Origin of the sequence: Nocardiopsis alkaliphila YIM 80379, from assembly GCF_000341005.1 — a bacterium.
Taxonomy (GTDB): domain Bacteria; phylum Actinomycetota; class Actinomycetes; order Streptosporangiales; family Streptosporangiaceae; genus Nocardiopsis; species Nocardiopsis alkaliphila.
In genome coordinates this window covers 1-12,711 of record NZ_ANBD01000179.1, presented here as the reverse complement: position 1 = coordinate 12,711, position 12,711 = coordinate 1, and the positions used below count along the sequence as shown (strand labels likewise).

Here is a 12,711-nt window from a genome sequence, read left to right as displayed (position 1 = left end):
ACCCGTTCGGCGGGGAGACACTCACGACACCCGTGGTTGAATGCCTGCGAGTGGGGTAACGCCCGGCAGAGACATTCGCGAAAATACGCGGTTCGGCGCTGGAGGACTAGTGGACTTGAAGCTTGATCATTACACCGAGGGCGACACCGAGATCGTCGTCGTTGAGGGTGAGATCGATGTCTATACCGCGCCCCGGCTCCGCGAGCTGCTGATCGACCTGGTCAACAAGGGCAACTTCCACCTCGTGGTCAACATGGAGAAGGTGGAGTTCCTGGACTCGACGGGGCTCGGTGTGCTCGTGGGCGGTCTGAAGCGCGTTCGCGCTCACGACGGGACGCTGGACCTGGTCTGCACCCAGGAACGGATTCTGAAGATCTTCCGGATCACCGGGCTGACCAAGGTGTTCGGCATCCACGACACGGTGCAGGAAGCCATCGACAAGCGCTCCGCGAAGTAGCCTCGAGCGAGCGATGGCGACCATCACGCTCACGATCAGCGCGCTTCCCGCCCACGTGCGCACGGCACGGCTCATGGCCGCGACCGTCGCACGACGGGCGGGCATCGCGGCCTCCGCGATCGACGAGATCAGGCTGGCGGTCGGTGAGGCCTGCTCCAGGGCCGTGGCGGCACACAAGCTGCACTGCCCGACGCAGCCGATCCTGCTGCAGTTGATCGACGGAAGCGGACCTGATCCGGCGTCGGACCCCCGCACCGACACCACGAGCCGAGCATCACGCGCCAACGGGAGCGCTACACGACGATTCGAGGTCGTGGTCTCCGACAAGGCCTCCTCCAAGGAGACCGAGGAAACCGCGGACCATGGCGAACCGCTGCTCGACGGCCTCTTCCTCGATGCCGACGACACCCCTCCCGGGGGCATCTCGGGGTTCTCCCCCGGCCTGGGCCTGGCGGTGATCACCGGCCTGGCGGACGAGGTGAGCATCGAGCCCCAGGACGTGGGGACGGTCGTACGGATGAGCTGGCCGATCGGCACGGACCCAGCCCAGGACCCGAGCTCGAACTGACATCGAGCCGGGGGTCGGGCCCCGTGCGCGGACCGTCGAAACGAAATGATCAGGGGTGCCTTCTCCAGGGAAGGCACCCCTTCGTCGTGTCCGACCGCCTTCAAGGGCGGGATGGACCGCCCGCGGCGCCGCCCCGGGCCTACGCCGGGGCAGCGCCGCACCGCACGCTGAAGCCCGATCAGTCGCAGGTCTGGGAGGAGACCTCGGAGGTGGCGGACAATCCCTTCTGGGCGTTCTCCGCGACCTCGTCGGCGGTCAGCACGTACCCGGTCTCGTCCTCGTTGGTCGCGGCCGCGAACACGACGCCGTAGACGGAGCCGTCCGGGGCGAGCAACGGCCCACCCGAGTTACCGGGGCGCACCACGGCGCGAACCTGGTAGATCTCCCGGCTCACCTGCTGGGAATGGTAGAAGTCCGACCCCTGGGCCGTCTGTTTGGCCCTGATCCGGGCAGGGACGGCCGTGAAGCCGCTGTTGCGCGGAAAACCGGCCACGACCGCGTCGTCGCCTTGTGCCGCCCCGTTGTCGAACTCCAGCGCGGTCAACTCCAGGTCGGGCACGTGCAGCACGGCCAGATCCTGCTGGGCGTCGAACAACACCAGGGTCGCCGGAAGTTGGTGCCCCTCCCTGGTGACCACGCGCAGGTCGTCGGTGACGCCGGCGACCACGTGCGCGTTGGTCATGACGCGGTCCTGGCCATAGGCGAACCCCGTACCCTCGACCCGCCTCTGGCAGGAGGGGGCGGTGCCCAAGACCTTGACCACGCTGCGGCTCGAATCGATGAGTTCGGGAGTGGTGAGCACCTCCGGGTCCGGCGGTTCGACCTCGGCCAACTCACCGGTACCCAGCCCACTGAACACCTGCGGGAACGCGCTCTGGTCCACCACCCTGCGAAAGGTGGAGAACCCCTGATGTGCGGCGTCGGGCATCAGCGCGTCCACCGATTGCAGGACGCGCGAGTCCTTGACCTGCTGGGAAACGTACGGAAGCGCCGAGTTGGCGACCGTGCTACCGATGAACCAGGCCACCAGCAGTACCGAGATCCCGCTGATCAACGCACCGCCCAGCGCGTCCACGACACGTGCCGAGTCCCAGGTGACCCTGTTGCGCACCAGTGTGCCCAGGTAGGAGGCGAGGAACTGACCGAGCGCGGCGGACAGGAAGACGACCGCGATCGCCAACAACGCCTGTCGCCCAGGGTCGGCGACCCAGTCCTGGATGTGACCGGGTGCGGTCAGGGCGGCGATCACTCCACCGCCGATGAAACCGACGAAGCTGAAGACCCCGACGATGAAACCCTGTCGGTAGCCGGTCACCGCGAAGAGCAGCAACAGGATGACCAGAACCGCGTCGAGCACGGTTGTCCTCCAAAAGTGAACGGTTACCCGACCGGACGCAGGCCCTGCGGGGTGGCTTCGAACTCGTCGGTGAGACCCCGGCGACGCCAGGGAAGTTCCCAGCCACCGAGAACGAGCAGGCTGTCGATGATCTGGCCGGTGAATCCCCACACGAGCATGTCGTTGACCCTGAACCCCGGACCCCACATGGGTCCGTCGCCATAACGCACCTTGACTCGGTTGGCCGGATTCGCGAAGTCGGCGATGGCTACTCGGGAAACCGCGGCGACCTCTCCGGTGTCCGCGGCGTGCACCTCGGAGGGTTCGCGCCACCAACCGAGGACGGGGGCGACACGGAAGTCGCTGAAACTCAGGTACAACTCGGGCAGACGACCCACCACCTCGATGCCCGAGGGGATGGCACCGGTCTCCTCCTCGGCCTCCCGCAGCGCGGCGGCCTCGGGGGAGGGGTCGGTGATTTCGATCCGGCCGCCGGGGAAGGCGGGCTGTCCCGAGTGCCGGCGCAGCCCGTCCCGTCGTTGGATGAGCAGCAGGTCGGGTCCACGGTCGCTCTCACCGAACAGGATGAGGACGGCCGACTCACGGCCTCCCTGCGCGGGTGGACGCATCGGAGCGGGCACCGGCATCGTCCTGGCGGCCTCCGCGAGAGTGGACAGCCAGAGCGGGGTCGAGTTCATGAGGGAACCTGTTCCGGGTCGTCGCGCCATCATCGGTGTCCAGGGTGGATACGTCTGGTGGGGTGCACTCGCTGGAGAACACCCGGGTTCACCCTGGTGGGCCCCGGTCGGTCGTCTGGTGGTGGGATCTTCCGACCGTCGGCACGAGGGGCGGGCTTCCCGGAGTACGCGGTCCCACCGGCCCGGGGCCCTCCTGGGGAGCCGATGTGTGCGTACTCACGTGATCAGGGTACAAACCGCCGTCGACCACTCGCCGTGGAACGTGTGCACGGCGCGAGCCACGGGCGTGGGCCTCAGCGTTTCGGGGTCAGGCGAAAGAGCGCATACGCAGCAGTTTCTCCGCGGTCTCGGGGTCGGTGGGGCCCTCACCGAAGGAGGGACACCAGCGGGCCACCACGCAGGCTCCGCAGGCGGGCCGGCGAGCGTGGCAGACCCGACGGCCGTGCCAGACCACTCGGTGGGAGAGCATCGTCCAGTCCTTGCGCGGAAAGAGTTCGCCGATGGCGTGCTCGACCTTGACCGGGTCCTGTTCCTTGGTCCATCCGAAACGTCGTACGAGTCGCCCGAAGTGGGTGTCGACGGTGATCCCGGGCACACCGAAGGCGTTACCGAGGAGCACGTTTGCGGTTTTTCGCCCCACACCGGGTAGTTTGACCAGGTCGGCGAGGTTTCCAGGAACCTCGCCACCGTGGCGTTCGCACAAGGCCTGTCCCAGGCCCAACAGACTGTTGGCCTTGGCCCGGAAGAACCCCGTCGGACGGATCATCTCCTCCAACTCCTCGCGATCGGCCGATGCGTACGCCTCGGCATCGGGATAGCGCGCGAAAAGCGCCGGCGTGACCTGGTTGACCCGCTTGTCGGTGCACTGTGCCGACAGGATCGTCGCGACCAAGAGTTCCAGTGGAGTGGTGAAGTTCAGTTCGGCGTGGGCGTCCGGGTACAGCTCGGCGAGCTCCCGGGACATCTTCCGGGCACGGCGGACCAGTGCCAGCCGGCTCTCGCCGGTGGGCGTGGGCTCCTCTAGGGGCGTGTCCGAGGTGTTTGGAGTGTCACGAGGCATCATCACAGGGTAGGTGGCCGTCCGTGAGGGTAGGCCCGAACCACCGGAAGGCGATGACGCTCCGACGCCTCGCCGGCAAGCGGGACTTTGTCGCCAATGTCCCGCTCCTGCGGCGCGGATCGCCTTGGGGGAGGTCGATGACGACTAGGATCGTATGGGCTGACGTCGGCTGTTGTGGACGCGTTGTCTCCCGGCGGACAAGCCGAGGTAACGACCTGGGTTCTTACCTGGTTGCGATATACGTCACACTGTTGACGGTCAGGTTTTAGGAGGACGTGTGGACGAGATCAACGAGGTGCTCCGGAAGGCTCCTCTCTTCGAGGCGCTGGATGAGGAGGACACGGCCGCGCTCCGCTCCTCGGTGAACGAGGTGCGCCTCGGTCGTGGTCAGACCCTGTTCAACGAGGGTGACGAGGGCGACCGCCTGTACGTGATCCTCAGCGGGAAGGTGAAGCTGACCCGCACGGCCGTCGACGGCCGCGAGAACCTGCTGGGGGTGCTCGGCCCCAGCGAGATGTTCGGTGAACTGTCGCTCTTCGACCCGCGTCCGCGTACCGCGAGCGCCGTGGCCGTCACCGACTCCGTACTCGCCGGCCTGGGCCACGACGACCTGCGGCCGTTCCTGTCCAGCCGTCCGCAGGTGGGTCTTCAACTGCTGAAGTCACTGGCCGCGCGCCTGCGCCGGACCAACGACGTCATGGCCGACCTGGTCTTCACCGACGTCCCCGGTCGCGTCGCCAAGGCCCTGCTCGAACTCGCCGACAAGTTCGGCAAGGAGAGCGACGACGGACTGCACGTCCACCACGACCTCACTCAAGAGGAGCTCGCCCAGCTGGTCGGTGCCTCCCGTGAAACGGTCAACAAGGCTCTCGCCGAGTTCGCCCTGCGTGGCTGGCTGCGGATCGAGGCCAAGGCCGTGGTGCTGCTGGACGTGGAACGGATGCGCCGTCGCGCCCGCTGAGGATCGATGGCGTCCGTGAACGCTATGCGGCCGGCACCCCGTGGGGTGGCGGCCGCAGCGCTTGGAGGACTCAGCCCTCGACACCCTCGGGGAGTTCTCCCTTGACCGCCAGGTATCGCAACTGCGCGCGTACCGAGGAGGCCGCCGCGGGGCGGATGTCCTCCACGACGTCCGGGTAGACGCGGTCGATGACCTCCTCCACGTTGGCCGCTCCCGCCCGCACCGCCTCACGAACCTGCTCCAGGCGTGACTCGCGGTGGTCGATGTAGGAGTCGATCGCCGCCAGCGGCGAGGTCAGGACCGGCCCATGCCCCGGCAACAGGGTGCGCACCTGGTGCTCCTCGACCACGTCGCGTAGCCGGTACAGCGAATCCAGGTAGGGCGCCAGGCCGTCGTCACCGTCGATCACGGTGGTCCCGTACCCCAGGATCGTGTCGCCGGTCAGGAGTGCGCTGTCGGCCTCCAAGAGGAAGCAGACCGAGTCGTCGGTGTGTCCCGGGGTCGCGATGACCTGGAGTTCGAGGCCATCCGCGGTGATCACCTGGCCGTCCTCCAGGCCGGTGCCGCTCACCCGCGCCTTCGGGTCGACCGCGTGTACGGGCGCTCCGGTCAACTCGGAGAAGTAACGAGATCCCTCCGTGTGATCGAAGTGTCGGTGCGTGACCAGCGTCATCTGCACCTGGGCACCTTGCTCTTGCACGCTCCGCGCCACCCGTTCCAGGTGCCGTTCGTCGTGCGGCCCAGGGTCGACGACCACGACACCACGCGCACCCGGCTCCCTCAGGACCCAGGTGTTGGTCCCCTCCAGGGTCATCGGGCCAGGATTGGGGCACAGCACGCAGCCCGCGCGCAGTGTCCCGGAACCGTCGATCCTCATCGCACCTCGCTTCGCTCGCCGGAACCGGACTGATCTGAAGGACGGCCAAGAGGACATGGTGGGAACCTATCCACGAGAAGGCGGTCCCTACCGTGGAACGACCACACCCCGTTCGCCGTGGGCCGGCCCCACGACGTCGGGGTCAAGGCGTCGTGTCGGGCTTGGGCAGGGGGAAGTGCCTGCCGTTCGGGTCGACGAGACGGACTCGACCATCGATCTCCCGAATGTCCACTTCGATGGGAACGATATCCCGTTGAGCGTTTCGCACACCGCTGAGGGTCCGTCGCTCCGCCAACTCCGCGCAGGCGATCACCGTCGGTGGGAGCATCGGCATCCGACCCGCGTTCCACTCGGAGGCGACGATCGCGGGATCGGTCCATTGGGTGTGGTCGGCCTCCCCTCCCACATCGCGGGACTCCTGTCCCGGAGGGAGTTCGGCGGTGAAGAACCAGGTATCGTAGCGGCGCGGCTGGCTCTGGGGAGTGATCCACCTCGACCATGCGCGCAACCATTCCGAGCGCAGCACCAGGCCACGCCTGGAGAGCACCTCGGTGAACGAACGCGAGCGGTCGATGAGTCCGATCCGGTCCCGCTCCCAGTCCTCGGTGTCGGTGTTCAGGGTGATGGCCTCGTCGTCGGCGCGCTCTGGTTCACTGGCCAGCAGTACCCCGGTCTCCTCGAAGGTCTCGCGCACGGCTGCGCAGACCAAGGCTCGGGCCATCGGCACGTCGGTACCGAGGATCCGAGCCCATTCTCGCGGGCTCGGGCCGGTCCATGGCAGGTCACCGTCGGCGTCACGTTCATCGACTCCCCCTCCGGGGAAGACGTAGGCGCCCGGGGCGAACCCCATGGAGGCGACCCTGCGCATGAGCAGGACCTCCATGGGCCGCTCCGGGGAGACGCCCGTCGAGCCCACGGCCGGACGCAAAAGCATCACGGTCGCCGCCGGCCGAGGCCGGGCCACGCCGTCGTTCTCGGTCATCGACGCACTCCTGTCATTCGCGAAAGCCACGCCATGGCCCGAATCATCCCAGGTCCGGTGATCCCATCCCAGACCTGGTCGATTCACCCAGAACCGGTCAGCGGACTTCGACGATCATGTCGACTTCCACCGGCGCGTTCAGAGGCAGGGACGCCACACCGACGGCGGCGCGAGCGTGCACACCCGCCTCACCGAACACCTCGCCCAGCAAGTCGCTGGCCCCATTGATCACACCAGGGTGGCCGGTGAAGTCGGGGTCGCTCGCCACGAACCCACCGACCTTCACGATCCGCACGACCTTGGACAGGTCGCCGATCTCGGCGCGTACCGCCGCGATGGCGTTGAGCGCGCACACGGCGGCCAACTCCTGGGCGGCCTGGGCGTCGACCTCGGCACCCACCTTGCCGGTAGTGGGCAGTTCGCCCTCCACGAAGGGCAGCTGCCCGGAGACGTACACGTGGTCGCCGCTGCGCACGGTGGGCCGGTAACTGGCAACGGGCGGCACCACCTCGGGCAGGGTCAACCCCAGCTCGGCGATCCTCTCTTCGGGGGTCGCCATCTACTTGGCCCGCTTCATGTAGGCGACGTACTGCTGGTTGCGCGGATCGGCGCCCTCGGGCAGCGGCGCGGGGACGACGCTGACCAGCTCCCAACCGTCCTCGCCCCAGCCATCGAGGATCTGCTTGGTCGCGTGCGACAGCAACGCCACGCTCTGGTACTCCCACTTGGTCATCCGATTCCATTCCTCTCGCTCATCGACGGTCCGAAGGACCGCACCTCGACGCCGCTCACCTTACTCACCCGCACCCACCCGGCCGTGCAGGCGAACCCCGCCCGGCGCCCATCGTCGAGGAAGCGCCGCACATAGACTCCATGGGGTGAACGAACGTGAACACGGACCGCGCACCGGTGGCCCAGGGGAGACGTTCGCCGGTGCCCGACTGCACATCGTGACGGGTAAGGGCGGCACCGGAAAGACGACGGTGGCCGCCGCGTTGGCGTCGGCCCTGGCCGCCGACGGCGGACGGGTACTGCTGCTCGAGGTCGAGGGGCGTCAGGGGGTGGCGTCCCTGCTCGGAAGTGCTCCGTTGCCCTACGAGGAACGCGTGATGATCTCCGCTCCGGGTGGGGGGTCGGTGTCCGTGTTGGCGGCGGACGCGGAAGCGGCGCTTCTGGAATACCTGGAGTTGTTCCACGGAATGCGTATGGCCGGTCGGGCCCTCACCAGGTTGGGGGCCGTGGACTTCGCCACCACCATCGCTCCGGGCCTGCGAGACGTACTGCTCACCGGTAAGGCCACCGAAGCGGCCGAGCGTCGCGAGGGCGGGCGTCGTTCCGGGGGCGGGTCCCACCGCTACGACGCGGTGGTGATGGACGCTCCGCCCACCGGAAGGATCGGTCGCTTCCTGAACGTGAACTCGGAGGTGGCCGGGCTGGCCAGGACCGGGCCGATTCGCGACCACGCGGATCAGGTCATGGCGGTGATCCGTTCGGAAAGGACCCGGGTGCACTTCGTGACGCTCCTGGAGGAGATGCCCGCCCAGGAGACCCGGGATGGGATCGCCGAGATCGAAGCACTGGGTCTGCGCCCCGGCACCGTCGTGGTGAACATGTTCGGCCCGGAGCTTCTCCAGGAGAGGGACCTGGCCACCATGGCCGCCGGGGGGCCGGATGGTACGGCGCTCGTCGACGGCTTGAAGGCCGCCGGCCTGCCCGAGCCCGAGGAACTGGCCGACGACTTGGCCGGCGAGGTGTACGCGTACGCGTCGCGCCGGCTTCTGGAACAACGAGTACGCGAAGGGTTGGTGGGGACGGGTCTTCCCCTGTTGGAGTTGCCCAAGGTCGAGGGCGGTGTGGATCGTTGGACACTGACCACCCTGGCCCGACGGCTGACCGAGCAGGGGGTGCGACGGTGACCGACACGGGTCAGGCCCAAGAACCCGCTTCCGAGGCCGAACGGCTGGACGTGGACACGCTGCTCGACGACCCCCGAACACGGATCGTGGTGTGTTGTGGGGCCGGCGGGGTCGGCAAGACCACCACCGCCGCCGCCCTGGCGCTGCGCGCCGCTGAACGAGGCAGACGTACCGTGGTGATCACCGTGGATCCGGCACGACGTCTGGCCCAGTCCATGGGGGTGGCGGAGTTGGACAACACCCCGCGGCCGGTCCCGCTACCACCACCGGCCGAAGGTGCCCCGTCCGGCACGGCCGCCGGCAGCCTGGACGCGATGATGCTGGACATGAAGCGCACCTTCGACGAGGTCGTGCGGGAACACGCCGACCCCGAGAGAGCGCGTCAGATCCTGGCCAACCCCTTCTACCAGACCCTGGCCACCGGCTTCTCGGGCACGCAAGAGTACATGGCCATGGAGAAGTTGGGGCAGTTGAGCCAATCCGGTGAGTGGGACCTGATCGTGGTGGACACCCCGCCGAGCCGGTCGGCACTGGACTTCCTGGACGCGCCCGAACGACTCGGCCGGTTCCTGGACGGCAAGCTCATCAAGTTCCTGAGCCCGGCGGGCACGGGGGCGTTCCGACTGTTGGGCGCGGGGATGAACATGGTGGGTTCGGTGGTGGGCAAGATCGTGGGCACCCGGTTCCTAAGCGACCTACGTTCCTTCGTCTCCGCCTTCGACGCGGTGTTCGGTGGCTTCCAAGAAAGAGCCGAACGCACCTACCGGCTACTACGTACCTCGGGGACCGCGTTCGTGGTGGTGGCGACCCCGGACACCGACGCCCTGCGGGAGGCCTCCTACTTCATCGAGCGTCTGGACCGGGACTCGATGCCGTTGGCGGGGTTGGTGGTGAACCGGACCCATCCGCTGCCGCCCGGACCAGGAGCCGAACTGGACGCGGAGCGGGCGTTGGAGGCCGCGACCACGCTGGAGGAGGCCGGTACGCACCCACTGACCGTGGCCGCGCTGCGGTTGCACGCACAGCGGGTGCGCACACACGAACGAGAGCGTCTGTCGCGAGAACGAACGCTCTCCGCGCATCCGAACGTTCGGGTGGCGGAGGTGGCGGCTCGTGTCGAGGACGTGCACGACCTGACGGGTCTGCGCGAGATCGGAGCGTCCCTGGCCGGAGGGGGTCCGATCTCCCGGGGGCGGTGACCGTGGGCGATCCGGACCCACACCGGTCCATCGGGCCAAGACCTCAGGTGGTCGGACGCGCCCGTGCCCAACGGGAGGGGCCGTCCTCACCCTCTTGGCGGGCGCCCGCCAAGGGGGTGACCGGCTAGTTCACGCTCGGACGGGCGCGCGATGGCGAACGGCGTCCACCTTCGATCACGCGGCCCCGCACGCCGAACTCGACCTGGTCGTCGAAGGCGTCGATCGGGCACTCGACGCGCACGGGACGACCCGGCGGACGAGCTTGACCTACGTTCTGCGCGCTCCGGGGACGAACAGCGTGTCGGGATCGATTCGTTGGCACCGAGCTCGTGTCGCCGATCGATCGGTCCACACCTGGCCCAGTTCCCACACGTGTGATCGGTCTGGCGGTCACGGGTGGTCGGTTCGCTCTGGTTGAGTGGAAGGGAGCACGGTGGCTTCCCGCCACCGAACAGGGTGTGTGGCCCGGCCGGTGTCACCACACCCCGTGTCTCGAGAACACGGTCCGAGTCGCCTCGCCGGCAGAACCCGATCGGCCCACGTTCCGTCTCATGGGCATGGCCCGAGGGGCCATCACGTGAGCGGCCGGTGACCCTCGTCGATTCGGAGGATGGCGTTGGTCGATCGGACCGTACCGGGACCGTTCAGTGACAACGTGAAAAGATGGTCGTGGGGCACGGCTCATGCGTCGGCATGGTCGATTTCGTGTGAATTCGCGGCGTCTGTTACCGATCGCACCGCTTCATCGCGTTCGCGGTCACTTAATCTGATGGGGTGGGTCAGGGGACATTGCTTCAAAGAATCAGCCAACTGATGGTCGCCGGTGTGGTCGCCGGCCTCCTGGTCGCCGCACTGGCCCTCCCGGCGGTCGGTGGCCTGGGGATCACCGCACGGAACGTCGCCAGCGGCTTCCTCGACATGCCCAGTCAACTGGAGACCCCGCCTCCCCCACAGCGCTCCACGATCTATGACAGCGAAGGCGGCGTGATCGCCGAGATCTTCGACCAGAACCGGGAACTCGTCGACATCGAGGACATCTCACCGGTGATGATCGACGCGATCCTCGCGATCGAGGACTCACGCTTCTACGAACACGGCGGCCTGGACGTGTCCGGCACCCTGCGCGCGGCCATTCGCACGATGGGTGGCAACACCGAGGGCGCCTCCTCCATCACCCAGCAATACGTCAAGAACGTCCAGATCGAGGCGGCCACCTCCCAGGAGGAGCTGGATCACGCCCGCGAGGAGACCATCGCCCGCAAGATCCGAGAGCTGCGCTACGCCGTCGCCCTGGAAAAGCGGATGAGCAAGGACGAGATCCTCGAGGGCTACCTCAACATCGCCTACTTCAGCGACGGCGCCTACGGTGTGGAGTCCGCCGCCCAGCACTTCTTCCAGGTACCGGCGAGCGAACTGGAACTGCACCAGGCCGCGACCATCGCCGGTCTGGTCCGCTACCCCTACCTGTACAACCCCCGGTTCTTCCCCGAACAGACCATGGAACGGCGCGACGTCGTCCTGGACCGCATGGTCGCCACCAACGCCATCACCGAGGAGGAGGCCGAGGAGGCCAAGGCGGTCGAACTCGAACTGGAACTGGACACGCCGCCCAACGGATGCGTACCCAGTGACCAGCCGTTCTTCTGCGACTACGTGGTCCAGGAGATCGAGCAGAACGAGAAGTTCGGCCCCAACGAGACCGAGCGGGCCCGCTGGCTGCGCACCGCCGGCCTGGAGATCCACACGACCCTGGACCCCCAGACCCAGGAGGCCGGCCAAAAGGCCGTGGACAAGTGGGTGCCGCGCGAGAACGAATCCCGCAAGGTGGCCGCGCAGACCATCATCGAACCGGGCACCGGTCACATCCTCGGCATGATGCAGAGCCGTAACTACGGTCCCGACGAGAGCAAGCTCGGTGAGACGTCGATCAACTTCGCCACCGACGCCGACCGTGGTGGCAGCAGCGGGTTCCAGGCCGGCTCGACCTTCAAGGCGATCACCCTGGCGGCCGCCCTCGACCAGGGCATGCCGTTCAACACCGCGTTCAACTCGCCCAGCTCCACCACCGTCAGTGGTCAGACCTCCTGCAACGGTGGTCGCCTGGAGAACTGGACCCTGAGCAACGCCGGTGACAGCAACGCCGGCACCCACAACATGGTGTCCGGAACCAAGGCCTCCTCCAACACCTACTTCGCTCAACTCCAGGCCCGGGCCGGCCTGTGCGACACCATGGAGATGGCCGAGAAGCTGGGGTTGAAGCGGGCCGACGGCACCCTGTTCACGGAGAACGCCAACTCCCTCGCCAACAGCAGCTTCACCCTGGGCAGCGAGGAGGTCTCCCCCATTCGGGTGGCCAACGCCTATGCGACCTTCGCCTCCGGTGGCGTGTACTGCGAGCCCCAGGCCATCACCAAGATCGAGGACCGCCAGTCCGGCACCACGATCGACATCGAACCCGAGTGCGAGCGGGCCATCGACGAGGACGTCGCCGACGGCACCAGCTACCTGCTGTCGCAGACCTTCAACGGCGGTACCGCCAGCAGTCTGGGCATCGGTCGCCCCGCCGCCGGCAAGACCGGTACCACCGACGGTTCGGCTGCCGCCTGGTTCGCCGGATTCACCCCGCAGATGGCCAGTGCCGTGTTCGTCGGTGACCC

At 67.6% G+C, this 12,711-nt stretch carries 13 protein-coding genes; 6 read left to right on the top strand and 7 right to left on the bottom strand.

The window, feature by feature from the left end; genetic code table 11:
• Positions 1-109: 109 nt before the first annotated feature.
• Complete coding sequence (locus tag D472_RS0123615; protein ID WP_017606908.1) at positions 110-457, top strand: STAS domain-containing protein; 348 nt, start codon at positions 110-112, stop codon at positions 455-457.
• A gap of 13 nt (positions 458-470) precedes the next feature.
• Positions 471-1,025, top strand: coding sequence for an ATP-binding protein (locus D472_RS0123610; RefSeq protein ID WP_017606907.1), 555 nt, complete (start codon positions 471-473; stop codon positions 1,023-1,025).
• 178 nt (positions 1,026-1,203) lie between these two features.
• Here D472_RS0123610 and D472_RS0123605 read toward each other — a convergent pair whose 3' ends face one another.
• The 3 genes from D472_RS0123605 to nth all read right to left on the bottom strand — a co-directional run bounded on the left by D472_RS0123605 (position 1,204) and on the right by nth (position 4,122).
• Positions 1,204-2,382, bottom strand: a complete 1,179-nt coding sequence (locus tag D472_RS0123605) for a MarP family serine protease (protein ID WP_017606906.1) — start codon at positions 2,380-2,382, stop codon at positions 1,204-1,206.
• 23 nt (positions 2,383-2,405) lie between these two features.
• Positions 2,406-3,059: an NUDIX hydrolase gene (locus D472_RS0123600; protein WP_017606905.1), complete on the bottom strand. Its 654-nt coding sequence runs from the start codon at positions 3,057-3,059 to the stop codon at positions 2,406-2,408.
• Positions 3,060-3,366: 307 nt separating this feature from the next.
• On the bottom strand, positions 3,367-4,122 hold the full coding sequence (nth, locus tag D472_RS0123595) for an endonuclease III (RefSeq protein ID WP_017606904.1): 756 nt from the start codon (positions 4,120-4,122) through the stop codon (positions 3,367-3,369).
• 274 nt (positions 4,123-4,396) lie between these two features.
• On the opposite strand from nth, the gene D472_RS0123590 reads away from it, so the two are divergent.
• Positions 4,397-5,080 carry a Crp/Fnr family transcriptional regulator gene (locus D472_RS0123590; RefSeq protein ID WP_017606903.1) on the top strand — a complete coding sequence of 228 codons (684 nt, stop codon included), beginning with the start codon at positions 4,397-4,399 and terminating at the stop codon, positions 5,078-5,080.
• Between the two features lie 70 nt (positions 5,081-5,150).
• Here the strand turns inward: D472_RS0123590 and D472_RS0123585 are convergent, their stop codons facing one another.
• The 4 genes from D472_RS0123585 to D472_RS28355 all read right to left on the bottom strand — a co-directional run bounded on the left by D472_RS0123585 (position 5,151) and on the right by D472_RS28355 (position 7,672).
• Positions 5,151-5,957 carry an MBL fold metallo-hydrolase gene (locus D472_RS0123585; protein WP_017606902.1) on the bottom strand — a complete coding sequence of 269 codons (807 nt, stop codon included), beginning with the start codon at positions 5,955-5,957 and terminating at the stop codon, positions 5,151-5,153.
• Between the two features lie 142 nt (positions 5,958-6,099).
• Positions 6,100-6,939, bottom strand: a complete 840-nt coding sequence (locus D472_RS0123580; RefSeq protein ID WP_017606901.1) for an NUDIX hydrolase — start codon at positions 6,937-6,939, stop codon at positions 6,100-6,102.
• Positions 6,940-7,036: 97 nt separating this feature from the next.
• Positions 7,037-7,498, bottom strand: a complete 462-nt coding sequence (locus D472_RS0123575) for a RidA family protein (RefSeq protein WP_017606900.1) — start codon at positions 7,496-7,498, stop codon at positions 7,037-7,039.
• Positions 7,499-7,672, bottom strand: coding sequence for a DUF4177 domain-containing protein (locus D472_RS28355; RefSeq protein ID WP_017606899.1), 174 nt, complete (start codon positions 7,670-7,672; stop codon positions 7,499-7,501).
• A 145-nt stretch (positions 7,673-7,817) separates the two neighbouring features.
• Here D472_RS28355 and D472_RS0123565 point away from each other — a divergent pair, with 145 nt between their 5' ends.
• From D472_RS0123565 to D472_RS0123545, 3 genes are all read left to right on the top strand, one after another.
• Positions 7,818-8,855 (top strand): ArsA-related P-loop ATPase, encoded by a 1,038-nt coding sequence (locus D472_RS0123565; protein ID WP_017606898.1) that lies wholly within the window; start codon positions 7,818-7,820, stop codon positions 8,853-8,855.
• A complete protein-coding gene (locus tag D472_RS0123560) occupies positions 8,852-10,054 on the top strand; it encodes an ArsA family ATPase (protein WP_017606897.1) in 1,203 nt (400 codons plus the stop codon). Before D472_RS0123565 ends, D472_RS0123560 begins: the two co-directional genes overlap by 4 nt.
• A 789-nt stretch (positions 10,055-10,843) precedes the next feature.
• The coding region (locus D472_RS0123545; RefSeq protein ID WP_033304561.1) for a transglycosylase domain-containing protein at positions 10,844-12,711 on the top strand (1,868 nt) is incomplete at its 3' end.